Source organism: Micromonospora sp. WMMD710, from assembly GCF_029626045.1.
Classification (GTDB): domain Bacteria; phylum Actinomycetota; class Actinomycetes; order Mycobacteriales; family Micromonosporaceae; genus Micromonospora.
The window spans coordinates 2,459,243-2,484,614 of the sequence record NZ_JARUBD010000001.1 but is presented as its reverse complement, the minus strand read 5'-3'; the positions used below and the strand labels follow the sequence as shown (position 1 = coordinate 2,484,614).

Sequence of the window (25,372 nt, the reverse complement as noted above, 5' to 3'; positions counted from 1 at the left end):
CGGTGTCCCGGTCGGCCGGGAGGGTCAGCGGCGGGCCGCCTGGAAGCCGAGGTGCGCGTAGTGGTCGGCGACCGCGTGGAAGGACTCCTTCGGTTCGACCCGGTAGGTCGAACTCGTGTCGGCGAAGTCGTCCCGGATGGTCTTGACGATCGCCATGCTGGCGGTGTCCAGGTCGAGGCGGGGGTCGGGGGAGTGGGGGTGGGTCGGGTGGATGAACTCCGAGATCCACACGCCGTTCACCCCGGCCTGCTCGAACAGCTCGAACATCCGCAGGTGGTACGCGGCCTGCCGGCCCTCGTCACGGACCACGCCGTCGAACACCAGTGGCGTGTCACCCGAGCGGTCGACGACGTCCCAGAAGAAGAACGCCTTCTCCTCCGCGCCCTGGTAGGTGGCGGTGCCGAACTCGGCGACCTGGATGGGGAGACCCCAGCGGCGGTAGCTGTCCAGCACCGCCCGGTGCTGCTCGGGGGTGTGGTACGTCGGCAGGTACTGCCACATCAACCCGATCCGGTCGAACAGCGACCAGTCGACCTGCTCGAAGGGCGCCGCCGAGTAGCTGATCGGCCCGGCGAACACCTGCTGGGCCACCCCGCTGGCCCTGGCCAGGAACTCGTTGAGCCGGGGCGCCGCCTCGGCGAAGTCGATCCGGCCGGTCGGCTTGAGCAGGTGATGGTCCGCGTCGGCGTACGCGTTCGCCATCCGCTCGTGGTACTGCTCGCCGTCGGCGATGCCGGGGGTGAACAGCAGGTGCACCGCGCCGACCGTCAGGTCGATCCGGGCGTCCTGCTGGCGTAGCGCTTCGGCGAGCCGGGCCGCCTCGGCGAGATGATCCAGCACCTCGCCCTGCGGCCGGTCCACGAGCCGGGGCTGCAACCGTACGTGCAGGTCCCGCTCGACGGCGGCCTCCGCGGTCTCCCGCAGCCGCCCGAGGTCACTGCCGTAGATGGTGATCGAGTTGCAGTTGAGCTGGTCGCTGATCAGGCTCAGCTCCTCCAGCATCTGTCGCCTGCTCCACGCCATCCGGGACAGGTCGCCCTGACCGGTGGCGAAGTTCGTACCGGCGTCGTAGGCGACGCCGCGGTACTCCAGGGCCTTGCCGGTCACGTCACCGGCCTGGTCGGTGCGGGGCTGTGCCATGCTGCTCCTTCGCCTCGTGGCCGTCGGGGCCGGTCACCACAGCACGGGCAGTTCGTACAGCCGCTGCAGGGTGCCGTCGTTGTTGTTGCTGGGCAGAGCGTCGAGGGGGGCCGCCGCGCGCAGGTTCGGCATCCGCTCGACCAGCGTCTTGAAGGCGATCTCCAACTCCAGCCGGGCGAGGTTGTCGCCGGGGCAGCGGTGGATGCCGTGGCTGAACGAGAAGCTCGGCTTGGCCGACCTGCGGATGTCGAACGTGTCCGGCTCCCCGACGTGCGTCGGGTCGAAGTTGACCCCGGCGCAGCTGATCAGGATGCCCTCACCGCTGCGGATCACGTTGCCGTCGCCCAGGTCGATGTCCTCCACCGCCACCCGCGCGAACGCCTCGACCAGGGAGACGTAGCGCAGGATCTCCTCGACGGCGGCGGGCACGATCTCCGGGTCGGCCCGCAGCGCCTCCCACTGCTCGGGGTTGTCCAGCAACGCCATCGTGCCCAGCGAGATCACGTTGGTGGTGGTGTCGGTGCCGGCCACCAGCATCGCCATGGCGATGTGCACCAGCTCCGAGCGGGTCAGCTCCCCGGTGTGCAGGTGGTTGGCGATCAGGTCGTCGAGCAGGCCGACGGCCCCGGCGCTCGGGTCGTTCTCCTTCTTCTGGATCAGCCGGTCGAGGTACTCGCCCAGTTCGGCCGTGGCCTCCTCGGCCAGTTCCGGCACGAAGAGCTTGTGCGCGGGCGTCTCGAAGTCCTCGTGCTCGTCGTACGGCACGCCGAGCACGGTGCTCATCACCATAGAGGGCACCGGCTGGGCGAACATGGAGACCAGGTCCGCCGGTGCGCCGTGGCGCAGCATCTCGTCCAGCTTCTCGTCGACGATGCGTTGAATGTCGTCGCGCAGCAGCGCGGTACGTCGCAGCGTGAAACTCGGCATGATCATCGAGCGCTGCTTGGTGTGCTCGGGCGGGTCCACCCCGAACAGCACGTCCGCGTAGCCGCTGTCGACGACCTTCTCGAACTCCTCGTTCAGCAGCGGGTAGTTGCCGTGGTACGGGCGGATCGACACCCGACGGTAGTCGGAGAGCACCGCCCTGGCTTGTGCTGCCCCGGTGACCAGCCAGGCCGTCCGTCCGTTGTAGAGCTTCACCTTGGTCATCGGGCTGTCCGCCCGCAGGCCGACGTGACGGGCCGACGGCCGGTACGGGCATTCCCGGGGGATCGGGAAAGCCGGCACGTCGACGGCTTCGGGCATCGCCATGGGTCACCCCTCACTGACCACGGGTCGTCTGCGCGTGCTGACACACACATCGCCCGCAGGATCCGATGTCGTCCGGCGCTCATCGTCCAACCGGCCGGGAGACGGCGGCAACTTCCCGATTGCCCACCGCCAACCGATGGTGCCGCCCGTCGGCCGGACGGCTGCCGGCCTGCGCACTGCAGGAGAAGCCGGGCCGGCGCGGTGTCGGCATCCTGATCACCAGACCGACCGGAGCCATCCCGTGTGCCCAAGGAGGACCCTGTGCGTGTGCTGATCACTGTCTATCCCGCCGTGGCGCATCTCTACCCGGTGGTGCCGTACGCCTGGGCGTTGCAGACCGCCGGGCACGAGGTCCGCGTCGCGTCCCACGCGGGCTTCGCCGACACCATCGCCAGCACCGGCCTGGTCCCGGTCGCGCTGGGTGACGCCGGGGCGCCCGAGCCGCGGCTGCGCGAGGACGCCCGGCAGCCGCCGACCCCGGAGGAGGTCAACGCGTACGCGCGGGCCATGGGGCTGAGCCCGGAGGAACGCGAGCACTGGATCGCCTTCTACCAGTGGAACCTCAACCCCGCCTCGGACTACGTCCGCGCCGACCTGTCCGACGCGCCGGACCTGGTGGAGTTCGCCCGCGCGTGGCGGCCGGACCTGGTCCTGTGGGATCTGGTCTTCCCGGCCGGAGCGGTGGCGGCACGGGCCGCGGGAGCCGCGCACGGGCGGCTGCTCGGCAGCAACCTGGACTACTTCGCGTACAGCCAGGAGCGGCTGGCCGCGCACCGCACCGCGGTACGCGCCGCCGGGCTCGCCGACGACCCGCTGGCCGACCTGGTCCGTCCGCTCGCCGAGAGGTACGGGGTGAGCGTCGACGACGAACTCCTGCTCGGACAGTTCACCGTCGACCCGCTGCCCAAGGGCCTCAGCCTGCCCACCGCGACGGTGAAGGTCCCGGTGCGCAAGGTTCCCTACACCGGCGCGGCGGTCTTCCCGCGCTGGTTGTACTCCCGCCCGCAGGGCCGGCCCCGGATCGCCGTGTCGCTGGGCGAATCGACCCGCCGGTACGTCGCCGGCGACTGGGGCCGTACCCCCAAACTGCTCGCCGCCCTGGCCGGCCTCGACGTCGAGGTGGTCGCCACCCTCAGTCCGCTGCAACTGGCGGCCGTGGACACGTTGCCGGACAACGTGCGGGCGATCGAGTGGGTGCCGCTGACCCAACTGCTGCCCACCTGCGACGCGCTCGTGCACCACGGCGGCATGGGGACGCTCAGCTCCGCCGTCGCCGCGGGCATCCCGCAACTGGTCTGCGACACCGACGACTCGCTGTTGTTCCGGCCCGCGACGGCCGCGCCGGCCGAGGCCGACAGCGGCACCTACCGGGCCGGCCGAGAGTTCGGCGCCACCGCGACGGAGGAGGCGGTCGAGGAGGCGGCCGGGTGGCTGCACCCGGAGAAGAACCTGCTGGCCACTCCCTGCGCCAGCTTTGTCACCGAGCAGGGTGCCGGACTCCGGATCGACCACCAGAAGCAGACCGTCGAGGAGATCCGGGCGGAGATCCAGCGGGTGCTCACCGAGCCGGCCTTCCGGGAGGGGGCCACCGCGCTACGCGAGGCGTGGCAGGCGACGCCCGGACCCAACGAGATCGTCGCGACGCTGGTGGCGCTCGCCGACCGGCGGTCCTGACCGGACCGCCGTGACGGCCCCGGTGGTGCGGCAATCGCGAGGATGTACCGGCGGTTGGTGCGGGGCGAGCATGCAGGGGCGGTACGGGCGGGCCAGCATCCCGTCCGCGCCGACGGTCTGACGCCGTGGCGTCCGGACAGTTCCTCCTTCGAGTCGTGCACAGGACGGGTGGTGGTTCGTGATGAGAGCGGCGGTTGTGCCGGGAGTCGACGTGGCCTGGGAGTTGCGTGAGGTGGCGGATCCCTCACCCGGCCCCGGCGAGGTGCTCGTTCGGGTGCGGGCGTGCGGGGTGTGCGTGAACGACGTACTGGCCACCCGGGGGATGCTGCCGTTCCCGGCGGTCGACCCGGCCGTCACCGGGCACGAGCCGGTCGGCGAGGTGGTCGAGGTGGGCGTGGGGGTGACGAGCCGACGGCCCGGTGACCGGGTCGGGGTGACCTGGGTACGGTCCGGCTGCGGTCGCTGCGACTATTGCCGCCTCGGCCTCCCGGTGACCGGCCAGACCGCGCTGAACTGCCCCGCGCCGACGACCACCGGGTTCACCGCGCCGGGCGGGCACGCCGAATACCTGGTGGCCGCCGCCGAGTCGACCGTGCTCCTGCCCGACGGGCTCGCCTGGGAGCTGGCCGCCCCGGTGATGTGCGCCGGCTACACCGCCTGGTCGGCTCTGCGCGCGGCGGAGCCCCGCCCGCAGGACCGGATCGCCGTGATCGGCATCGGCGGGCTCGGCCACCTGGCCCTACAGTACGCGAAGGCGTGCGGGCACGAGACGATCGCGGTGACCAGCTCGGCGGACAAGCACGACGCGGCACGCCGGCTCGGCGCCGATCTGGTGGTCGCCGACGGGGAGCAACTGCGCGCCGCCGGTGGCGCCGACGTGGTCGTCCTCACCGCCCCGTCCCACCGGGCGGCCGCGGCCTGCCTGGCCGGGCTGCGCGTGCAGGGGCGGATGGTGCTGGCCGGCATCGACGGCATCGAACCGTTCACCATCCCGCCGGCCATGGCCTACCCGTTCTTCTCCCAGGGGCAGCGGATCACCGGCGCCACCCACGGTGGCCCGCACCTCCTGCGGGAGGCACTGGACCTCGTCGCGGCGGGGAAGGTCACACCGTGGGTGGAGACCTTCGAGGCACACCGGGTCGCCGAGGCCGTCGACCGGGTCGCCAAGGGCGAGGTGCGGTTCCGCGCCGTCGTCGAGTACTGAGCCACGGGCGGCCCCGTCCGCCCCTCCCGCGCCGTGTCGCCGCAGGCCAAATCGTGTACGACACGCCGAGCCGGGCCGCGCGGCGATGACTTTCCCGCCTGCCGACCGTCGTACAGGTAGGGCCCCGGTGGCGCCAGGACAGGCGTCTGCCGGGGCCACCTGACGTCGAGTGGCAGGAGAGCGGTATGTCAACGGTGAAGCCCGGACGGACGGCTGGTCCGTCGGTGAGCGGTGCGGGTCTCACGGCGGAGGAACAAGCCGTCGCTGACCGGTACGCCCGACTCGGAGCGCAGTTCGCCGACCGGATCGCTGCGGTCGGAGCGGACGCGTGGTCGGGGCCGACGCCCTGCACCGAGTGGACCGTGCGTGACCTCGTCGCGCACGTCGTCGAGATGAACGAGATCCACCTGAACATGGTCGACCTGCCGGTGCCGGAGGGCCCCGGGGTGGACGTCGACCCGTACAAGGCGTTCGTGCGGGTGCGCGACCAGATCGAGACCAGCCTGAACGACCCCGAGCAGGCCCGCGCGGAGTTCGACGGGCGGTTCGGGCTGCGCACCTTCTCCCAGGCGATCGACAGCGCGGTCTCCACCGAGCTGGTTGTGCACGGCTGGGACCTGGCCCGGGCCACCGACCAGGACGAGCGGATCGAGCAGGCCGACATCGACAAGGCGTGGGAGGCGCTTCGGATGGTCGGCGAGGAGGTGGTGCGCAGTCGCATGGTCAGCGGGCCCGCCCTCGAGGTGCCGCCCGACGCGGACGAACAGACCAAGCTCCTCGCATACCTGGGGCGCCGCGCCTGACGGGCCGCACCGCCGGCCGGGACGACCCGGCCGGCGGTGCCTCCACCGTTCCTCGACGCATCCTCGACCGGCGCCGTTGACCATGGGCGTACCCATCGTGGAGCGGAGAGGGCGCGGAGATGACATCGCTGAAGGAGCTGGTGCTCGAGCAGACCCGGAAGTACCACCGGGAGCAGGAGCCGGGAGACTTCGTGCCCGGGGTGACGCCGATCCTGTCGTCGGGGGCGGTGCTCGACGAGGACGACCGCGCGGCCTTCGTGGAGGCCGCACTGGACATGCGGATCGCCGCCGGCATCAGCGCCCGGCGCTTCGAGAGCGCGTTCGCCGCCTACTACAAGCTGCGCAAGGCGCACCTGGTCAACTCGGGCTCGTCGGCCAACCTTCTCGCGCTGACCGCGTTGACCTCACCGAAGCTGGGTGAGGCGCGGCTGGAGCCCGGCGACGAGGTGATCACGGTCGCCGCGGGCTTCCCGACCACGGTCAACCCGATCCTGCAGAACGGTCTGGTGCCGGTCTTCGTCGACGTGGAGCTGGGCACCTACAACACCACCGCCGAGCGGGTCGCCGAGGCGATCTCGCCGCGTACCCGGGCCATCATGATCGCGCACACCCTCGGCAACCCGTTCCCCGTCGCGGAGATCGCCGACCTCGCCACCGAACACGACCTGTACCTCGTCGAGGACAACTGCGACGCGGTCGGCTCGACGTACCGCGGTCGGCTGACCGGCACGTTCGGCGACCTGACCACGGTGAGCTTCTACCCGGCGCACCATCTCACCGCCGGCGAGGGCGGCTGCGTGCTGACCGGCAGCCTCGAACTGGCCCGGATCGTCGAGTCGCTGCGCGACTGGGGCCGGGACTGCTGGTGCGAGCCCGGCACCGACAACACCTGCCTCAAGCGGTTCGACTACCAGTTGGGCACCCTGCCCGCCGGCTACGACCACAAGTACGTCTACTCGCACGTCGGTTACAACCTGAAGGCCACCGATCCGCAGGCCGCGCTGGTGCTCAGTCAGCTGCGCCGACTGCCGGAGTTCATCGAGGCCCGGCGGCGCAACTTCCGTCGCCTCTACGAGGGGCTGGCGGACCTGCCCGGCCTCCTGCTGCCGCAGGCTACCCCGGACAGCGACCCGAGCTGGTTCGGCTTCCCGATCAGCGTCCGGCCCGAGGCGCCGTTCACCCGCCAGGAGCTGGTGGCGTGCCTGGAGGACCGGAAGATCGGCACCCGGCGGCTCTTCGCCGGCAACCTGACCCGCCACCCGGCGTACCAGGACGTGCCGTGCCGCATCGTGGGGGACCTGGCCAACTCGGACTTCGTCACCGAGCACACCTTCTGGATCGGCGTGTATCCGGGCATCACGCTGGAGATGGCCGACTTCGTCATCGACACCATCCGCGGCTTCGTGACCACTCGGCGCTGACGTTCAGCCCTGCTCCCACAGGGCCTCGATCGACTCCCGTACCCCGGCCCGCGGGCACCACCCCAGCAGACACCGGGCCTGACGGATGTCGGCCCGGGTCCACGCGCCACCGTTACTGGACACCGGGGCATCGACCAGGGGCACCGCCCCCGGTCGGAGCCCGGCCGTCTCCAACAGGACCTGCACCAGCTCCCGAACCTCCTCGGCGACGCCGCGCCCAATGTTGATCACCTTGCCGTTGACCGGAGCGCGGCCCGCGAGGACCACCGCGTCGGCCAGGTCGCGGGCGTCGACGAAGTCCCGGCGGGCCGGGGCGACGCGCACCGTCAACCCCTCCGGCCCGGCCCGCCGCAGCCGCTCGCGCAGCGCCCCCAGGAAACTCGTGGGCGTGGTGTACGGGCCGTACACGTTGACCGCCCGCAGCACCACGGCGTCCACTGTGCCGGCCTGCGCCGCCCGGAGCACGATCCGGCTGCCGGCCAGCTTCACCCGGCCGTACGCGCTGTCCGGCCGCGGCACAGTGTTCTCGCTGACGCTGGTGCCCTCGGCGATCGGGCCGTACTCGTGGACCGAGCCGATGTGCACCAGCCGGGGCCGGGTCTCCATCGCGCCGAGGGCCGCCACGAGCCGGCGGACGAGTCGCACATGTCCCCGCCGCAGTTCCTCGGCGCGTCCCCACCCGCCGGCGGCGTTCACCACCGTGTCCACCCCCTCCTCGGCGAGGATCCGGGCCAGGTCGGCGGGCGCGGTGGCGGCGAGGTCGAGGGACCGGAAGGGATACTCGGCGCGGGGTGGCGGTGTCCGAGCGATGCCGACGACCCGGGCGCCGCCGCGGGCGTACGCGACACAGACGGCACGCCCGACGCAGCCGGTCGCCCCGAGGACCGCGACTCGCGTCGCGCCGGCGGTGGTCGTCGGATCGATCATCCCCACACCTCCTCACCGGCCCGCGACGGGCGGCGGGCCGGGACGCGCCCCGGCTCCGCGGCCGGGCCGTACGAAGCGGGGGGCCATGATCGGGTCGGCGGGGCCGACCGGTGCCGGCAAGCGTAGGGCGCACCGCTCGACGGCTGGTTGAAGCTCGCTCAAGGGCCCGTGACCACGGCACCGCGACGGCCGGCACGGTAGAGGATGCGTACCCGACGCGCCGCCAATGACCATGAGTGTCCGCTCACAGTCGATACGAGCAGGTGGCGCGCGTGGAAGCTACGGGTCAACCCATCGACATGGCCGTGCTGGGGCCGCTGTCCGTCCGGGTGCGTGGCGTCGACTGGACCCCGACGGCACCGAAGGTGCGCAACGTTCTCGCCGTGCTGATCGCGCACGCCGACCAGTTGGTGCCCGCGTCCTCGCTGAGCACCGAACTCTGGGGTGAGGACCCGCCGGCCAGCGCGTCGACCACCGTGCAGACGTACATCCTCAGTCTGCGCAAGCATCTCGCGGCGGCGACCGGTTGGTCGGTCGCGGCGGTCAGCAACGATCTGCTGGAGACCCGGACCGGCGGATACCTGCTGCGCACCCGCCTGACCGACCTGGACCTGCGCCGGTACGAGCTGCTGGCCCTGCGGGGGCGGCAGGCGCTGGCCGGCGGGGACGACGACGGGGCCGTCCGGCAGCTGTCCGAGGCGTTGCGGGTGTGGCAGGGCCGGGCTCTGGTGGACGTGCCGGTGGGACGGCTGCTGGAGGCGCGCCGCCGGCAACTGGAGGAGTCCCGGCTGGTCACTCTGGAGTACCTGGTGGACGCCGAGCTGCGGCTGGGCATGCACCGCGAGGTGTTGACCGAGCTGGCCGCCCTGATCGTGGAGAACCCGCTGCACGAGGGGCTGCACGCGCAGTACATGTGGGCGCTGCACCTCAGTGGCCGACGAGCCCAGGCGCTGGAGGTCTTCCACCGGGTGCGGGGCAACCTCGTCAGCGAGCTGGGCCTCGAACCCGGCGCTCCGGTCCAGCGCCTGCACCAGGCGATCCTCAACGCCGACAGCGACTTCGACATCTGGTCGTCGGAGCGGCGCCCCCTCGTCGGGCCGCTTCCGTCCCCGGCCGGCCGGCCCTGATCAACCGGTGACCGTCCCGCTCCGCACGGCGGAAGAAGCGCACCCGCGCGGGTGGCGACGACACTACCGGGGAGATCGACAGCTGTATGAGGCGTTCGGTGCCGGCGATGGGATCGCCGAGGTCGCCAGCCTCCGTCCCATCGTGTTCGTCAAGTCAAAGGGGAGGAGATGGGCATGCGCGTAGTCGCATCCGGCCGGCGTGGTCGGGCCCGATCAACCAGGGCGGCCCAGGCCGCGGTCGTCGCTCTCGTGGTGGCCGCCGGGGTGGGGCTGAGCGGTCCTGCCCAGGCCGGCGCCACCCGTTCGGACCGGATCCTCGGCCTGTGGGAGGTGCAGAGCATCGACGGGTCCGGCAACAACCGGGCCAACCCCAGCTGGGGGAAGATCGACACCATCTATCCCCGGGTCGGACCGGCCTGGTACGCCGACGGCATCAGCGAGATCGTCGACCTGCCGCCCGAGCGGTACGTCAGCAACCGGATCTTCAACGACGCCGACGTGAACCTCTACTCGCCGAACGCGGTGAGCCAGTGGGGGTTCGTGTGGGGTCAGTTCGTCGACCACACCATCGCTCAGCGGCTCGGCCGGCGGCTGGTCAGCCCTCCGGGTGAGACCCGCAACATCCCGTTCGACAACAACGATCCGATGGAGTCGTTCCGCAACGACATCGGCATCGTCCCGTTCGACCGGTCCCGGCCGGCCGACGACACCGGCGTCACCACGCCCCGGGAGCAGATCAACACCGTCAGCTCCTACCTCGACGCGGCCACCGTCTACAGCAACAGCAACGAACGGCTGGACTGGATGCGCGAGGGCGCCGTCGACGGCGACGTGCGCAACAACAAGGCCACGCTGCTGATGCCCGGTGGCTACCTGCCCCGGCGCGACACCCGGGGGGACGCCGCCACCGCCCCGAACATGGTCGCCGGCGGGCAGCTGTTCAACACCCCGGAGAAGGCCGCGGTCGCCGGCGACCAGCGGGCCAACGAGAACCCGGCGTTGCTGGCCATCCAGACCCTCTTCGCCCGGGAGCACAACCGGATCGTCGCGCAGCTGCCGACGTGGCTCTCCGAGCAGGACCGGTTCGAGATCGCCCGAGCGGTGGTGATCGCCGAGCAGCAGCACATCACCTACACCCAGTTCCTGCCGGCGCTCGGCGTCGACCTGCCCCGCTACACCGGCTACAAGCGCACAGTGGACGTGTCGGTGAGCAACGAGTTCGCGACCGTCGGGTACCGCGCGCACAGCCAGATCCGCGGTGACTTCCGGCTCGAGGTGGAGGCTGGCCGGTACGACCAGCAGACCCTCGACCGGCTGCGGGAGCTGGACGTCGAGGTAACCACCGAGGGCGACACCGTCCGGCTGATGATTCCGCTCGGTGAGGACGCCTTCTTCAACCCGGACCTGTTGGAGCTGCTCGAACTCGGACCGATGCTGCACGGCGTCGGCCTGCGCCCGCAAACCCGTAACGACGAGATGATCAGCAACATGCTGCGCAGCTTCCCGTTCTTCGTCCCCGTGCCGGGCAACCCCACCTGCGCGGACGATCCGGCTCTGCCGCCCTGCCTGCCGGGCCGCAACGATCTGGGCGCGATCGACATCGCCCGCAGCCGCGACCACGGCATGCCGAGTTACAACGACATGCGGACCGCCTACGGGCTGCCGACGAAGTCGTCGTTCGCGGCGATCACCCGGGAGTCGTCGGAGTCCTTCCCGGCCGACCCGGAGCTCACCCCCGGTGCGGAGATCGACGATCTGGACAGCCTGGACTTCACCGCCCTGTACAACGCCGCCGGGCAGCGCACCACGGCGGCGGCCGACGACGCCGTCCGCGCCGACCGTCGTACGCCGCTCGCGGCCCGGCTCAAGGCCGTGTACGGCAGTGTGGACCGGCTCGATGCGTTCGTGGGCATGATGGCCGAGCCCAACCTGCCGGGTCGGGAGTTCGGTGAGTTGCAGCTGGCCATCTGGAAAAAGCAGTTCACCGCGATGCGCGACGGGGACCGGTTCTACTACGCCAATGACCCGCTGCTGCCCCTGATCCGGGCCGCCTTCAAGATCGACTACCGCACGTCGCTCGGAGACATCATCGCCCTGAACACCGACATCCCCCGCTCCCACCTGGCGGCCGACGTGTTCCGTACGCCGCAGGGCCAGCACCGGACCGTCCGCGTACCCGGCGGCGAGAAGCTGCTGCCCGGCACCGGGACACGCAACCTGGGCATCGGCAAGGCCGGCCCGGTGAAGCCGGCGGCGGAGGCCGGGCTGCTCCCGCCGGGCCTGGCGCCGAGCGGCTCGGCGTCCCGGGCGCCCCGGCGAGGATCGCGCCGCCACAGCCGTCCGTAACCGCCGACCGATCTCGATCGGGCCGGGTGCCGCGCGCACCCGGCCCGATCCGTGTGCTCGCACGAGACCCGGCCCGCGGCACCGACTGTCCACCAGCTCGATGTGGACGCCGTCGATCAGCCCGGCCGGCGCGGCCGAGCCGCCAGGTAGTTGCCGCACCCTGGTCGTCCACTCCCGATCGGCCTGTACGCAGCACGAACGCGACGCGCCGGGCCGGCATCAGCCGGCCCGGCGCAGGGTTTCGCCGGTCAGTGAACCAGGGGCTCGGACCCGGTGGACGGTCGTCGACGCAGCAGCAGGACGAGGACGACGAGGAGCACCAGCCCGTCCACGACCAGCAGGGTGGCGCCCACCGGATCGACGCCGTGTCCGTGGCCGGCGCTGTCCGGTATGGCGTCGGGGATCTCGCCGGTGTCGCCCGGCGCCGTGCCGGTGCCCACGCTGAACCGCAGCGCGCCGCTGGCATCCTGGCCGTTGGTGAAGGTGACGTGGTACGCGACGGTGTAGTCGCCGGAGCGGTCGGCGCGGACCGGCTGGCGTAACCCGGTCTCCCCGGTGGTCCGGAGCCGGCCGTCGTTGACCGTCTCTCCGGCGCTGTCGCGCACGGTGATGTGCGACAGCGCCGGGTCGGCGCCGGTCGACAGCCGCAGGGTGACCTCGCCGGGCGTGGTCGCCAGGGCGGTGTCGCCGGCCGGGGCCACCGCCAGCACCCGGGCCGGTCGGTCGTCCGACTGACGGACGACCGCCCCGACGACGACGGCGATGCCGACCGAGGCCAGGGCGGTCACGACCGCCAGGGTACGGCGCGTGGCGGACAACGCGGCCCGCTCAGCCGGCGGTCGGCGCGAGCGTCATCCGCCGCTGGGCCGTGGGGGCGCAACTGCACTGCATCTGCCGCAGTTCACTGTCGTTCGGGCGCAGGTGCAGGTACATCGCGACGAGCATCGGGATGAAGACGATCGAGTTGTAGAAGAGGTGCAGCTCGACGCGGGGCACGACGAGTTGGACCAGGCTGGTCGGCGCGGTCGCGCCGGGCAGCAGGAAGCCCAACTGAACCTGCAACAGCAACAGCAGGTGCTCGATGTGATGCCAGAACTGGATCACCAGCGCGACCGTCCACCAGGTACGGGCCCGACCGACGAAGCCGGGACGCAGGGCGAACAGGCCGATGAGCATGACGATCGCGTACCCGTAGTGCAGCCACTCCGAGCTGACCAGCCAGGGGAACGGCATGCCCAGGACGCCGCGTGCCTGCGGGCGGGCCCACCCGAGCGCCCAGATCTGGTAGGCCTGGACCAGGTGTTCGGCCCAGTGGGCGAGCACGATCACCATGTACAACCCGAGGATCGCGCGGTGGTGCGCTCCGTTGATCGCGCCGAGCACACCGCGACGCGAGGTGTTCCCCTTGACCACACTCATCTGCACTCCATCCACAGAGCTGGATACTCAGCACGACACTAGGTGTCTCGGCGGTGCGGTTCTTCTTCGTTGTTGCGCACCCTTCGGCGCCCGGCACGGCGTGGTCGCGGACCGGCCGGTGGCGATGAGTTTTCCGGTCCCCGGCCGTCATATCAGCAAGCACGTCGGTCGCGGCGAGACGCCGCCAGGCGGAACGGGGACTGGCCTTGACTGTCGTTCAGGCGGGGCGGGCCCCGCACGCTGGAGCGCAGGTGCTGCCCGACCCACGTGTCGCCCGCTGATGGGCGATGGTGAGGGGCCACTGTCCTTCCTGCGTTCCCGGCTCAGACCGGACCTGCAGCTGCGGGTGGTGACCCTGCCCCCGGGCGGTGTGCTCGACTACGACGAGGCCGACTGGCGCGACGCGATCGTGGTGGTCGAGCAGGGCCAGATCGAGTTGGAGGCGGTCGGCGGCACGCGGCAGACCGTCGGGTGCGGCGACGTGCTGTGGTTGGCCGCGCTGCCCCTGCGGGCGCTGCGTAACCGGGGCGCGGTGACCGCGACGCTGGCGGCCGTCTCGCGCCGGACCCATCCCGCCCCGCCCGACGTCTGATCCGACCGAGGTGGACGCGCCGCGTACCGGAGGCGTCGGGAACTTTTCCGGACCGGCCGACGACAACCATGGTGCGCGGCTGACCGGTCGTGCCCCGACGACGGCACACCCACGCGGAGGACCTGAGCCGATGACGCGTTCCCGCTCATCTCGCCCGACCACCTCCCCTGCGCCGCAGGACGGTGGTCGGTGCTGAACGGCGCTGCCGACGACGCGCAGGTGACCCGGTGGGCGCGGGAGGCGGGGCAGGGCGACCCGCAGGCCGCGGCGGCGTTCGTCCGGGCACTCCAGGGTCAGGTCCGGCGGTTCCTGTCGCACCTCGCCGGGCCGGGGGAGGCCGACGACCTCACCCAGGAGACGTTCCTGCGGGCGCTGCGCAGCCTGCCCGGCTTCGCCGGCCGCTCCTCGGCGCGGACCTGGGTGTTCACCATCGCCCGGCGCGTCGCCGTGGACCACGTCCGGGCCGCGGTGGCCCGCCCGAGGGTGGCGTCGGTGCCGGACTGGCAGGCGGCGGCCGAGGCCGCCGGCGCGGTCGTCGCCGGCGCCGACGACGCCGTCACCCTGGACCAGTTGATCGCCGGCCTGACCCGCGAACGTCGGGAGGCGTTCGTCGCCACGCAGGTGCTCGGGCTGTCCTACGCCGAGGCCGCGGACGTGTGCCAGTGCCCGGTCGGCACGATCCGGTCCCGCGTCGCCCGTGCTCGCGAGGATCTCGCCGCCGCCTGGCGGGCCGAGGGCCCGCCGAGCCGGGAGCAGCGGATCGGCTGAGAGCCGGCCCGGGCCGTGGGATCGTTGACCTGGCCCTAGGATCACGCCGGTGAAATCAGAACCGATCAGCGTGGCTGGCGTGGCCGGCCCCATCGTCGTCACCACCAACGCCTTCTGGGGCCATCCGGCCGTCACCGTCGGCGGCGTGCCGGCCCCCAGGACCGGCAGGCGCCGGTACGCGTTGCCAGCAGCCTCCGGTGGCGCCATCGACGCCACGGTCCGCAACGCGTTCGCCGACCCCTACCCGACGGTGGAGGTCAACGGCGTGCCCCATCGGACCGGTCCCGCCATTCCGGTGATCCTGCGCGCCCTGGTCCTGCTGCCGATCCTGCTGGTCGCCGTCGGAGGCGCCCTCGGTGGGCTGATCGGCGCGCTGGGCGTCGGGGCGAACCTGGCCGTGGCCCGTCTCCCGATCCCGTCCGCCGCCAAGGCGGCGGCCATGCTCGGCGTCACGGTCGTCGCGTCCGTCGTCTGGCTCGCCGTGGCCCTCGCGATCGGCGCGGCGGTCAGCGGGAGTTGACGATGCCGCCCCTCCGGCGGCCGGCTGATGCGGCTGGCCGCCGGAGGGGCAGTACGCGCTAACCCAGTCGGGCCTCGATGGCGTCGATGATGCGCGGGCGCATCTCGGCGGCGCGGATCACCGCGTCCACCGAGCCGACCTCGACGGCACGCTGGATGTTGTGCACCCGGTCGAACTCGGTGGCCACCTCGCCGAGCTTCTCCGCACGCACCGACGACCGCAGCTCGTCGAGTTCCGCGGTCAACGCGGCGCGTTCGGTGCCGGACGCGGCGGCCACGCGGCCCTCCAGGTCGCGCACCCGGGGGTCGGCCGCCGTACGGGCGTTGACGTCGGCGGAGAACACCACCGCGGCGGCGGGGGCGCCACCGAGCACCGACGCGAACGAGCCCTCCAGGGCGAGGACCGTCATGTTCGGGTTCAGCGCCTTGGAGAACACCACGAACGCTCCACCGTGGTAGCGCGAGATCACGCAGAAGACGATGGGTCCGCGGAAGTTCACGATCGCCCGGCCGATCTCGGCGCCGTACTCCAACTGGAGCTTGCGCATCGACTCCGGCGAACCGTCGAAGCCGGACAGGTTCGCCAGCACGACCAGGGGCCGGTTGCCGCTGGCCGCGTTGATCGCCCGCGCGGCCTTCTTCGACGAGCGGGGGAACAGCGTGCCCGCCGTGTAGGTGTCCGGGCCGTCGGTGGGCGGGAAGCCGTGCCGGGGCACCGAGCGGGACTCGATGCCGAGCAGGCAGACCGGAATGCCGCCGAGGTGGATGTCCTGCACGACCGCCGTGTCCGCGTCGGCCATGCCCGCCCAGCGTTCCAGCACCGGGTGGTCCTGGTCGGAGAGGGCCCGCATCACCGTACGGATGTCGAACGGCTTCTTGCGGTCCGGGTTGGCCTCGGCGGAGAAGATCTCGCCGACGGTGGCGAAGGCGCTGCCCGCCACGTCGTGCGGGAAGGTGGAGATGTCGCGGTCCAGCGGGTCGGTGGTCGTGGCCCGCCGTGGCGCGTCCTCGCCCGGCGCGACGTACGTGTGGTCGTAGTGCGCCATCAGCACGTCCCGCGCGGCGGTCAGGTTCGGCGCCCAGTACTGCGCCTGGCCGTTCGGCCCCATCACCCGGTCGTAGCCGCCGATGCCGAAGTTGTCCTCGGCGGACACGCCACCGGAGAAGTCGAGCGACTGCTTGCCGGTGAGCACCATCGCCGAGTCCGGTGTCATCACCAGGACGCCCTTGGTGTGCATGAGCATCGTCGCCTCGGCGTTCCAGTACGGCTGGGCGCCGACGTTGATGCCCGCGACCACGATGTTGATCTCACCGCCGGCCTGGGTGAACTCGACGATCCGCTTGAGGGCCGCGGCCACCCAGTCCATGTTCTCCGTGCCGGAGGTCATGGAGATCCGGGCACCGGCCGACAGCGCCCACCATTCCAGCGGCACCCGCAGCTGCTCGGCCAGGTCCAGTGCGGCGATCACCCGCCGGCACTCCGGCTCCGACAGCGCGCCCAGCGACTTCGTCGGGTCGCCGAGCAGCACCACCCGGGTGACGCCCTGCGGGTGCCGTGCGGTCGGCGCGGTGACCACGCCGGCGACGATCGCGGCGCGGTTGCGTCCCTTGGGCCGGTCCACCGGCACCAACACGTGCTCGTCGTCGAGGTCGTGCTCGACGAAGTCGCCGAGCCGACCGGTCAGCTCGTACGGGTAGACCGTGTTGCGGCTGCTCGCCCGCAGGACCTTCAGCCGGTACTCGTCGAGGGGCTCGACCGGTTCCACCGGCGGTTCACCGACGGCCAGTTCCGCGCCACCGGCGGCGTCGAAGGAGATCCGTACGGCGATCTTGGTCAGCTCGCCGGTGCGGCGGTCGCGCTGGCGGGCGATGAACAGGATCTCCTCCAGCCCGGCGCCCACGGTCGTCGGGCGCACGCGCCCGGCGATCATCTCCATCTCCTCGCGGGTGAGCTCGCTCGGCGGCCAGACGTAGACCACGATCCGGTTGGTGTTGAACCGGGTCTTCGACGGTCGGCGGGACTGGGCGCGGCGGATCGAGTCGAGGCAGGCCGCGATGGCGTCCTCGGTGGTCGGCAGCGCCACCAGCCGGCCGTCCTGCTCGCGCAGTTCGGTCAGGTCGCGGACCTGGGCGAACGCGACGAGGCGCTCGTCGGCCGGGTTCTCCCGGGCCACGCACTGGAAGAGGTAGACCTCCTCGTCCGACGACGGCAGCCGGGTCAGGTCGAACTTGTGCAGCCGCTCCAGCTGCATCCGCTGCGCGATGTACGGGTGCAGGCCGCGGATCAGCCGGTCCTCGGTCATCGTGGCGCCGGATGGGCGGAACGTGAAGTGGTGGTGCATCACCGCACCGCCGCGACCCGCGACGGTGGCGGTGAGCCGGCGGACCTGCGGCGGCAGCGGGTGCGCGGTGATGACGTCGAGCAGCGCGGCGGCCATCGCGTCGAAGTCCTCCGGCTGGTTCTCCCAGCCGAGGTAGATGTCGGCGTCGACGGAGTCCTCGCCGGCGGCCAGGTCGGCGAGCCCGCGCAGGGCGCCGTCCAACGCGTCGAAGCTCACCGCGGTGGAGACCACACTGGAGTCGGCGCGTTCGGCGACCACGAACGAGCAGTCCGCGACCGTGTGGGTGCGCACGCTGGTGAGTGCCTTGTTGCCGTAGTACCGCCGGGTGAGCACCTCCAGCATGACCGTGTTGTCGAGGTGGTCACGGACGAGGCGCTGGCCGAGCAGCCGGACCAGCGGCTCGGTGCTGCGGACCATCTCGGCGACGCGCTCGGCGCGGTCGGGCGAGGCAGGGTGCGCGTCCAGGTGTCGCAGGTGCCCACGGACCTCGGCGTAGACGCGGGCGCGGTTGCGGCGCAGCAGCGGCTGGGCGAACCAGGCGAACACCACACCGCGGGCGAGGTCGGCGACGGCGGGGAAGCGCACCTGCGTCGCGGCGATCAGCCGTTCCAGTGCGAGGCCGGCGGGCTCGCGCAGCGACTCGTCCGGCGGGGTCTCCCGCAGCCAGGCCCGCAGCAGCGTCGCGACGACGGCCGCGTCGGCGGACGCGCGCTGCTGGGCCAGGAAGATCCGGAACACGGCGGCTTCGAGGTCGGGGGAGCGTTCGAGGTCGGTGACGCCGTAGTGGCCGAGGGCCTTGGCGAGCTTGGCCTGGAACGCGTCCGGCAGGCCGGCCCGCTCGACGTCGAGGCTCTGCAGGTAGGTGTGGAAGAACTCGCGGGCGCTGTGCACGTGCGCGCCGCCGTCCTCGCCGGTCGGCCGGTTACGGCTCAACTCGGCGAGGTCGGCGAACACGTTGACGAGGTCGAGTTCGGCGGCCAGCGGACGATGGCCGTCCTCGGCGGCCGCCCGCCGCGCGGTGAGGTAGTCGTCGAGCACCCGGCGCTCGTCGTGCGGGTCGACGTCGAAGCCGAGCAGCAGGCCGCGCAGGTCCTCCTGACCGCGCCGGCTGCGCTGGTACGCCGGCAGCTGCGCGGCGGAGGTCGGCAGGTCCAGTTCGACGGCGGTGGCGGTGTCGGCCACGGCCTCGGCGGCGTCGTCGGCGAGGGGTTCCAGGCGCAGCAACGGCGCGCCCGCCTCCACCTGGCTGCCCACCGAGACGGCGCACTCCTTGAGCCGCGCCTTGAACGGCGCCCGCAGCACCGTCTCCATCTTCATGGCCTCCAGCACCAGCACCGGTGCGCCCGCCTCGACCTCGTCACCGATCTCCAGTGGCGTGGCGACGACCAGCGCGGGCATGGGAGAGCGCAGAACGCCGCCCTCGTCGCGGCTGACCCGGTGCGTGACACCGTCCACCTCGACCAGGTGCGTCGGCCCGTACGTGCCGGTGAGCAGGCGGTACCGGATGCCGTTGACGACGATCTGGCCGGTGTGCCGGTCGAAGCGGTCCAGTTCGACGTCGGCGGTGCGGACCAGTCCAGCGGATTCGATGCCGACGCGGAACCGGTGCGCGCCGACCCGTGCCACGCGGGTGCGGTAGTCGGCGCCGCGCAGCTTGAGGTCCAGCGGTCGACCGCTGGCGTGCTGCACCTGCGGGCGCCCACCGGACGCCGTCGACAGCAGCCGCTGGCGCTCGACGCGCTCCTCCTCCTCGTACGCCTCGATGGCGGCGGCGGCGAGGGCGACCGCGCTGTGCCGATGGGCGACGAGTCGGCCCTCGCCACGGACGCGGTCGATCCAGCCGGTGTCCGCGCTGGCGTCGATCACCTCGGGCTGGTCGAGCAGGTCGAGCACGAAGCTCTTGTTCGTCGCGCCACCCTCGATGATCACGGTGGTGTTCGCCATGGCCCGGCGCAGCCTGCCCAGCGCCTCGTCGCGGTCGCGGCCGTTCGCGATGATCTTCGCGATCATGGAGTCGAAGTCGGCCGGGATGGTGTCGCCCTCGCTGACGCCGGTGTCCACCCGGATGCCGGGGCCGCTGGGCAGGTCGAGCCGCGCGATGCGGCCGGGGGACGGCGCGAAGTCGCGGTCGGGGTCCTCGGCGTTCAGCCGGGCCTCGATGGCGTGCCCGCGCTCCGCCGGGGGAGCGCCGTCGAGCCGCCCGCCGGAGGCGACGTGCAGCTGGGCCTTGACCAGGTCGAACCCGGTGGTCAGCTCGGTGATCGGGTGCTCGACCTGGAGGCGGGTGTTGACCTCGAGGAACGCGAAGAGCCGGTCGCCCGGGTGGTACAGGAACTCGACGGTGGCCGCGCCCCGGTAGCCGACCGCCACGGCGAGCCGCTCGGCCGACGCCTTCAGCTCGGCCGCCTGCGCCCGGTCCAGCACCGGCGACGCCGACTCCTCGATGACCTTCTGGTTGCGGCGCTGCACTGAGCAGTCCCGGACACCGAGTGCCCACGCGGTGCCCTGCCCGTCGGCGATCACCTGGACCTCGACGTGCCGCGCACCGGTGACCAGGCGCTCCAGGAAGACGATGCCGCTGCCGAAGGCCCGTGCCGCCTCCTGGCTGGTGCGCTCGTACGCGTCGGCGAGGTCGGCCTCGCTGGTGATGACGCGGATGCCGCGTCCGCCACCGCCCGCGGTGGCCTTCAGCATGAGCGGGTAGCCGATCTCGGCCGCCGCGGCGCGCGCGGCGTCCAGGGTCTCGACGGCGCCGCGGCTCCACGGGGCGACCGGCACGCCGACCTTCTCGGCGATCAGCTTCGAGCCGATCTTGTCACCGAGCTGGCGCATGGCCTCCGGGCTCGGGCCGACGAAGGTGACGCCGATCTTCTCGCACAGCTCGGCGAACGCCGGGTCCTCGGCGACGAAACCCCAGCCGACCCACGCGGCGTCGGCCCCGGTCTCGACCAGGGCGCGCTCCAGCGTCGCGAGATTGAGGTACGGGCGGGCGGACGCCGGCCCGAGGTCGTAGGCGATGTCCGCCTCGCGTACGAAGGTGGCGGTGCGGTCGACGTCGGTGTAGAGGGCGACGGTTTCGAGCGGAACGCCGGTCTCCGCAGCCAGCTCGCGGACCGCGTGGATGAGCCGCATGGCGGCCTCACCTCGGTTGACGATGGCGATACGGTTGAACACCCGACTGACCCCTTTGGTAGACCATGACCTGCGCGCCGCGAGTGGACGACTCCCGGCAGTGATCACTTTTCCGGCTGTCGGCGGGCGGCGCCATGGCGCAATCACCGAACCAACCGGCCCTCAGTTGTAGGAATCCCACAAATGTTTTGGTCCCCGTCCGACATAAGACGAGGGTGGCACGTCTCGTGCCGAGATTGCTACTCGGAGTGAGCGGAGGTTCGCATCCGCCACGCGTCGGTGACCAGCTCCGTCAGACGCTCCACGTCCACCCGATCCAGCCACAGCATCACCAGGGGCAGCCCGTCGTACCCGGGGGTGGTGAAGAACAATTCGGGCTCGCCGAGCAGGAGCGCCTGCTTCTCCGCCTCGTCGCCCACGTAGAGCACCGCGACGTCGGTCCGGATGCGGCGGCGCTCCCCGGGCCGGCGCTCGGGGTAGGACCACACGAAACCCTTGTTGGTGACCCGGAAGTCGAAGCCCTCGCTGTCGATCTCGACGACGTCGGGCAGCGACCGGGCCAGATGTCGGACGTCGTCGGCGTCAGCCATCGGGATCACTCCCGGACACCGGCTCTCCCATGCGAACAGGTTATCCACCGCGTCCAGACCGGAGAAGCCGCCCGGTTGCTGGCCGGGTGTCGGATTCACCTGCTCTGCGACTGTTGTGCCGGTCCCACCGACCTGGCGTGATCTGGGTGCGGCCCGCCGAATCAGGTACCGTCGCCTGTCACACAGTCTTCGCACCAACCTGGCTGCCCGCGACAAGGGGAGCCGCACCGGAGGGACACAGCCGTGAGGTTCTCAAGCGCAGTCCGCCAGGCCGGACTCGTCGCGACGATCGCCGCCCTGGCGGTCACCGCGGGATGCGCCAAGAAGGATGACAGTGAGGTCCAGGCGAACGGCGTCAAGCTGGTCCAGGCGGGCAAGCTGACCGTCTGCACCCACCTGCCGTACCCGCCGTTCCAGTCCAAGGACGCCAGCGGCAAGGTGACCGGCTTCGACGTCGACGTGATGGACCTGGTCGCCAAGGACCTGGGCGTCGAGCAGACGATCATCGACACCCCGTTCGAGGGGATCAAGTCCGGCCAGGACCTCAACACCGGCAAGTGCGACGCCGCCGCCGCCGGCATGACGATCACCGCGGAACGCCAGAAGGTGATGAACTTCTCCGACCCGTACTTCGACGCGACCCAGGCGATGCTGGTAAAGACCGGCAAGCCGTACAAGGCGCTCGACGACCTTCGGGGCAAGAAGCTCGGCGTCCAGGCGGCCACCACCGGCCGTGACTACGCCAAGAAGTTCGAGAAGGAGAAGGGCCTGCAGATCGTCGAGTTCGAGGACCTCGCCGCCCTGCAGCAGGCCGTCGCCAACGGCCAGGTCGAGGCCGCCATCAACGACCTGCCCGTCTGGACCGAGTACCTCAAGAACAACCCGGGCGGGTTCGAGGTCGCCGCCGAGTTCGACACCGGCGAGCAGTACGGCTTCTCGGTGAAGAAGGACGGCAACCCGGAGCTGCTCAAGAAGATCAACGAGGCGCTGGCCAAGGCCAAGCAGGACGGCACGTACAACACGATCTACGAGAAGTGGATCGGCAAGCGGCCGAACGCCTGATCCAGGCTCCGTGGGGAAGGGCGCGCGTCTCGCGCGCCCTTCCCGTCAGCAACCTCCGGGAAGGCAACGAGCGAACGTGAAGCTGCGACGCCGCCAGCGGGAACGACTCTCCCTCGGCATCCAGTACCTGGTCTTCATCGCCGTCATCGCCGTGGTGCTCTTCGCCGCGGACTGGGGCCGGCTGAGCGACGCGTTCTTCCGCGTCGACATCATCAGGTCGATGTTCCCGACGATCATCACCGTCGCGCTGCGCAACACCGTCCTCTACACGCTGGGCGCGTTCGCCTTCGGTCTCGTGTTCGGTACCGTCCTCGCGCTGATGCGGCTGTCCCGGGTGGCGCCGTACCGCTGGGTGGCGACGGCGTACATCGAGCTGTTCCGGGGTCTGCCCGCTCTGCTGGTGCTGTTCCTCGTCGGCTACGGCATCCCGATCGCCTTCCCGGAGCGCGAGATCCCGGGCGGTGTGTTCGGTTCGATCGCGATCGGCCTCGGGTTGACCGCCGCCGCGTACATGGCGGAGACCATCCGGGCCGGCATCCAGGCCGTCCCCAAGGGGCAGATGGAGGCGGCGCGCACCCTCGGCATGTCGCACTTCACCGCCATGCGCACGATCGTCATCCCGCAGGCGTTCCGGATCGTGATCCCGCCGCTGACCAACGAACTGATCCTGCTCACCAAGGACTCGTCGCTGGCCTACGTGCTGGGCGTGACCGCGCAGACCATCGAGATCACCAAGTTCGGTCGGGACATGCTCAACGACCGGGTGAACGCCACCCCGCTGCTGGTGGCCGGCCTCGCCTACCTGGTGATCACCCTGCCGCTGTCCCAGGTGGTACGACGCCTCGAACTCCGCTACGCCAAGGCCCGGTGACCCGCATGACGACCACGCCATCCCGCCCCGCCGTCGAGATCCGCGACCTGCACAAGTCCTTCGGGCCGCTCGAGGTGCTCAAGGGCATCGACTTCGAGGTCGGCCAGGGCGAGGTGGTCTGCGTCATCGGACCGTCCGGCTCCGGCAAGTCCACCCTGCTGCGCTGCGTCGACCTCCTGGAGGAGCCGACCGCCGGCCGGATCTGGGTGAACGGCGTCGAGATGACCGACCCGGACGTCGAGGTCGACGCCGTACGCCGTGGCATCGGCATGGTCTTCCAGTCGTTCAACCTGTTCCCGCACCTGACCGTGCTGAACAACCTCACCATCGCGCAGCGCCGGGTGCTGCGGCGTGGCCGTGCCGAGGCCGAGCGGATCGCGCGGGCCAATCTGGAACGCGTCGGGCTGACCGACAAGGCCGACGCGTTCCCCGCGCAGCTCTCCGGCGGGCAGCAGCAGCGGGCGGCGATCGCCCGGTCGCTGTCGATGGAGCCGAAGCTGATGCTCTTCGACGAGCCGACCTCCGCGCTCGACCCGGAACTGGTCGGCGACGTGCTCACCGTCATGCGCAAGCTGGCCGAGGACGGCATGACGATGATGGTGGTGACCCACGAGATGGCGTTCGCCCGCGACGTCGCCGACCGGGTCGTGTTCATGGACGGTGGGGTGGTGGTCGAGCAGGGGCCGCCGCAGGAGGTGCTCGGCGCACCGAAGCACGAACGAACCCGTGCGTTCCTCTCCCGGGTCCTCGACCCGACGCATGTCGCGCAGCTCGGTCTGCCCGACCAGTCGCCCGAGCCGCCCGAGGCCCCCGGCCTGCCGGCCGACGACCGCCACACCATCTGACCGCCACGTCTCGTACGTCCGTCCGCCGGCCTGCGTCGGCGGTCGGACGCCGCGTGCGGTGACGACGGCGACGACCTGCTGATCCCCGTGGGGGCAGGTCGATGATCGATCGAAACACGTCGTGATGTCAAGGTAATCTTTTTGCAATCAGACCTGTACTTTCGTCGATGGATTACATAAGTTGCTGTCATCCACCGAAAGTTCTGAGTCTTCCGAGCAAAGCCCGCGACGAGCCTCACCCTCAGTCGTGCTTCCGCCCCGTGCTCGGCGGTCGATGCACCCTGCCCTTCGTCGCGTCTTCGCCCGGTCGGGAACGGAGACCCATGGACGATCATGCCGTTGGCTCCCACCGCCACCTGTCCCGCCGATCACTGATCGCCACCGGGGCGCTCGCCGCCGGAGCGCTGGGCGCGTCCGCCCCTACGCTCGGCACCGCGTTCGGAGGCAGCCCAGCCCGGGCCGCCGCCGGCGTCACGAAGAAGGTCACCATCTACGCGGAGCAGTTGCCCGACGGGTTGTTCGGGTACGGCCTCGCACCCGGTCAGGCCACCGTGCCCGGGCCGATCCTGGAGATGTACGAGGGTGACACGCTGGAGATCACCCTGGTCAACACCACCAACCAGCGACTGTCCATCCATCCGCACGGGGTGGACTACAGCACCGAGTCCGACGGCAGTCCGTTCAACGCCTCGTTCAACAACCCCGGCGAGACCCGGACGTACGTCTGGCGCTCGCACGAGATGGTGGCCGCGGCGGGCCGGCGGTACATGCCGGGCAGCGCCGGCTACTGGCACTACCACGATCACGCGATGGGCACCGACCACGGCACCGCCGGTGTCGCGAAGGGCCTGTACGGGGCGCTGATCGTCCGGCGACGCGGCGACATGCTGCCCGCGAAGCAGTTCACGGTCGTGTTCAACGACATGATGATCAACAACCGGATGGCGCCGGACACCCCGATGTTCGAGGCGAACCTCGGCGACCGCGTGGAGTGGATCGCCATCGGGCACGGAGGCACCTTCCACACCTTCCACCTGCACGCGCACCGCTGGGCGGACAACCGCACCGGGATGCTGGAGGGCCCGAGCGATCCGAGCCTGGTGATCGACAACAAGGACCTGAACCCGGGCAGCTCGTTCGGCTTCCAGGTGCTGGCCGGGGAGGGCGTCGGCCCCGGGGCGTGGATGTACCACTGCCACGTGCAGTTCCACTCCGACGGCGGGATGGCCGGGATCTTCCTGGTGCGCAACGCCGACGGCAGCATGCCGCCCGGTGCCGAGGAGGCGATCCACCGGTTCCAGGGCCACACCCACACGCACGGAAGCTGACCGAAAGTGGG

The 25,372-nt window shown here is 71.3% G+C and carries 20 protein-coding genes; 13 read left to right on the top strand and 7 right to left on the bottom strand.

From position 1 onward, the window contains the following. Positions 1-24: 24 nt before the first annotated feature. Positions 25-1,140 (bottom strand): abortive infection protein, encoded by a 1,116-nt coding sequence (locus O7620_RS11455; RefSeq protein ID WP_278123024.1) that lies wholly within the window; start codon positions 1,138-1,140, stop codon positions 25-27. A gap of 33 nt (positions 1,141-1,173) precedes the next feature. Then, positions 1,174-2,391, bottom strand: a complete 1,218-nt coding sequence (locus O7620_RS11450) for a cytochrome P450 (protein WP_278123023.1) — start codon at positions 2,389-2,391, stop codon at positions 1,174-1,176. Between the two features lie 261 nt (positions 2,392-2,652). Between O7620_RS11450 and O7620_RS11445 the strand changes: the two genes are divergently transcribed. From O7620_RS11445 to rfbH, 4 genes are all read left to right on the top strand, one after another. Further along, positions 2,653-4,065 (top strand): nucleotide disphospho-sugar-binding domain-containing protein, encoded by a 1,413-nt coding sequence (locus tag O7620_RS11445; RefSeq protein ID WP_278123022.1) that lies wholly within the window; start codon positions 2,653-2,655, stop codon positions 4,063-4,065. Positions 4,066-4,246: 181 nt separating this feature from the next. Beyond that, complete coding sequence (locus tag O7620_RS11440; RefSeq protein WP_278123021.1) at positions 4,247-5,269, top strand: alcohol dehydrogenase catalytic domain-containing protein; 1,023 nt, start codon at positions 4,247-4,249, stop codon at positions 5,267-5,269. A gap of 185 nt (positions 5,270-5,454) precedes the next feature. Next, positions 5,455-6,072: a TIGR03086 family metal-binding protein gene (locus O7620_RS11435; protein ID WP_151487826.1), complete on the top strand. Its 618-nt coding sequence runs from the start codon at positions 5,455-5,457 to the stop codon at positions 6,070-6,072. Positions 6,073-6,191: 119 nt separating this feature from the next. Continuing rightward, positions 6,192-7,493: a lipopolysaccharide biosynthesis protein RfbH gene (gene rfbH, locus O7620_RS11430; RefSeq protein WP_151487827.1), complete on the top strand. Its 1,302-nt coding sequence runs from the start codon at positions 6,192-6,194 to the stop codon at positions 7,491-7,493. Positions 7,494-7,496: 3 nt separating this feature from the next. Here rfbH and O7620_RS11425 read toward each other — a convergent pair whose 3' ends face one another. Continuing rightward, positions 7,497-8,420, bottom strand: coding sequence for an NAD-dependent epimerase/dehydratase family protein (locus O7620_RS11425; RefSeq protein WP_151487828.1), 924 nt, complete (start codon positions 8,418-8,420; stop codon positions 7,497-7,499). Positions 8,421-8,692: 272 nt separating this feature from the next. Between O7620_RS11425 and O7620_RS11420 the strand changes: the two genes are divergently transcribed. Both O7620_RS11420 and O7620_RS11415 read left to right on the top strand, forming a co-directional pair. Then, positions 8,693-9,547: an AfsR/SARP family transcriptional regulator gene (locus O7620_RS11420; protein ID WP_278123020.1), complete on the top strand. Its 855-nt coding sequence runs from the start codon at positions 8,693-8,695 to the stop codon at positions 9,545-9,547. A gap of 174 nt (positions 9,548-9,721) precedes the next feature. Next, positions 9,722-11,893: a peroxidase family protein gene (locus tag O7620_RS11415; protein ID WP_278123019.1), complete on the top strand. Its 2,172-nt coding sequence runs from the start codon at positions 9,722-9,724 to the stop codon at positions 11,891-11,893. 248 nt (positions 11,894-12,141) lie between these two features. Here the strand turns inward: O7620_RS11415 and O7620_RS11410 are convergent, their stop codons facing one another. Then, a complete protein-coding gene (locus tag O7620_RS11410; RefSeq protein WP_278123018.1) occupies positions 12,142-12,681 on the bottom strand; it encodes a copper resistance CopC family protein in 540 nt (179 codons plus the stop codon). A 40-nt stretch (positions 12,682-12,721) separates the two neighbouring features. Then, a complete protein-coding gene (locus tag O7620_RS11405; protein WP_278123017.1) occupies positions 12,722-13,312 on the bottom strand; it encodes a hypothetical protein in 591 nt (196 codons plus the stop codon). Between the two features lie 280 nt (positions 13,313-13,592). Here O7620_RS11405 and O7620_RS11400 point away from each other — a divergent pair, with 280 nt between their 5' ends. From O7620_RS11400 to O7620_RS11390, 3 genes are all read left to right on the top strand, one after another. Then, complete coding sequence (locus tag O7620_RS11400) at positions 13,593-13,904, top strand: hypothetical protein (protein ID WP_151487831.1); 312 nt, start codon at positions 13,593-13,595, stop codon at positions 13,902-13,904. A 192-nt stretch (positions 13,905-14,096) separates the two neighbouring features. After that, complete coding sequence (locus O7620_RS11395; RefSeq protein ID WP_278126956.1) at positions 14,097-14,672, top strand: sigma-70 family RNA polymerase sigma factor; 576 nt, start codon at positions 14,097-14,099, stop codon at positions 14,670-14,672. A gap of 49 nt (positions 14,673-14,721) precedes the next feature. Beyond that, complete coding sequence (locus tag O7620_RS11390; RefSeq protein WP_278123016.1) at positions 14,722-15,192, top strand: hypothetical protein; 471 nt, start codon at positions 14,722-14,724, stop codon at positions 15,190-15,192. Positions 15,193-15,250: 58 nt separating this feature from the next. Here the strand turns inward: O7620_RS11390 and O7620_RS11385 are convergent, their stop codons facing one another. Next, positions 15,251-20,707 carry a carboxyl transferase domain-containing protein gene (locus O7620_RS11385; protein WP_278123015.1) on the bottom strand — a complete coding sequence of 1,819 codons (5,457 nt, stop codon included), beginning with the start codon at positions 20,705-20,707 and terminating at the stop codon, positions 15,251-15,253. Positions 20,708-20,904: 197 nt separating this feature from the next. Beyond that, positions 20,905-21,255, bottom strand: a complete 351-nt coding sequence (locus O7620_RS11380; RefSeq protein ID WP_192580103.1) for an MmcQ/YjbR family DNA-binding protein — start codon at positions 21,253-21,255, stop codon at positions 20,905-20,907. Positions 21,256-21,498: 243 nt separating this feature from the next. Here O7620_RS11380 and O7620_RS11375 point away from each other — a divergent pair, with 243 nt between their 5' ends. The 4 genes from O7620_RS11375 (at position 21,499) to O7620_RS11360 (ending at position 25,361) form a co-directional block, all read left to right on the top strand. After that, positions 21,499-22,317 (top strand): basic amino acid ABC transporter substrate-binding protein, encoded by an 819-nt coding sequence (locus O7620_RS11375; protein WP_278123014.1) that lies wholly within the window; start codon positions 21,499-21,501, stop codon positions 22,315-22,317. Between the two features lie 76 nt (positions 22,318-22,393). Beyond that, positions 22,394-23,188 (top strand): amino acid ABC transporter permease, encoded by a 795-nt coding sequence (locus O7620_RS11370; RefSeq protein ID WP_151487836.1) that lies wholly within the window; start codon positions 22,394-22,396, stop codon positions 23,186-23,188. A gap of 5 nt (positions 23,189-23,193) precedes the next feature. Further along, positions 23,194-24,033 carry an amino acid ABC transporter ATP-binding protein gene (locus O7620_RS11365; RefSeq protein ID WP_278123013.1) on the top strand — a complete coding sequence of 280 codons (840 nt, stop codon included), beginning with the start codon at positions 23,194-23,196 and terminating at the stop codon, positions 24,031-24,033. Between the two features lie 323 nt (positions 24,034-24,356). Continuing rightward, positions 24,357-25,361: a multicopper oxidase domain-containing protein gene (locus O7620_RS11360; RefSeq protein ID WP_278123012.1), complete on the top strand. Its 1,005-nt coding sequence runs from the start codon at positions 24,357-24,359 to the stop codon at positions 25,359-25,361. The last annotated feature ends 11 nt before the right edge of the window (positions 25,362-25,372 follow it).

Coding starts and splice junctions, on each gene's coding strand:
- O7620_RS11455 (WP_278123024.1), bottom strand. CDS start 1,140: ATGGCACAGCCCCGCACCGACCAGGCCGGTGACGTGACCGGCAAGGCC.
- O7620_RS11450 (WP_278123023.1), bottom strand. CDS start 2,391: ATGGCGATGCCCGAAGCCGTCGACGTGCCGGCTTTCCCGATCCCCCGG.
- O7620_RS11440 (WP_278123021.1), top strand. CDS start 4,247: ATGAGAGCGGCGGTTGTGCCGGGAGTCGACGTGGCCTGGGAGTTGCGT.
- O7620_RS11435 (WP_151487826.1), top strand. CDS start 5,455: ATGTCAACGGTGAAGCCCGGACGGACGGCTGGTCCGTCGGTGAGCGGT.
- rfbH (WP_151487827.1), top strand. CDS start 6,192: ATGACATCGCTGAAGGAGCTGGTGCTCGAGCAGACCCGGAAGTACCAC.
- O7620_RS11425 (WP_151487828.1), bottom strand. CDS start 8,420: ATGATCGATCCGACGACCACCGCCGGCGCGACGCGAGTCGCGGTCCTC.
- O7620_RS11415 (WP_278123019.1), top strand. CDS start 9,722: ATGCGCGTAGTCGCATCCGGCCGGCGTGGTCGGGCCCGATCAACCAGG.
- O7620_RS11405 (WP_278123017.1), bottom strand. CDS start 13,312: ATGAGTGTGGTCAAGGGGAACACCTCGCGTCGCGGTGTGCTCGGCGCG.
- O7620_RS11400 (WP_151487831.1), top strand. CDS start 13,593: ATGGGCGATGGTGAGGGGCCACTGTCCTTCCTGCGTTCCCGGCTCAGA.
- O7620_RS11380 (WP_192580103.1), bottom strand. CDS start 21,255: ATGGCTGACGCCGACGACGTCCGACATCTGGCCCGGTCGCTGCCCGAC.
- O7620_RS11365 (WP_278123013.1), top strand. CDS start 23,194: ATGACGACCACGCCATCCCGCCCCGCCGTCGAGATCCGCGACCTGCAC.
- O7620_RS11360 (WP_278123012.1), top strand. CDS start 24,357: ATGGACGATCATGCCGTTGGCTCCCACCGCCACCTGTCCCGCCGATCA.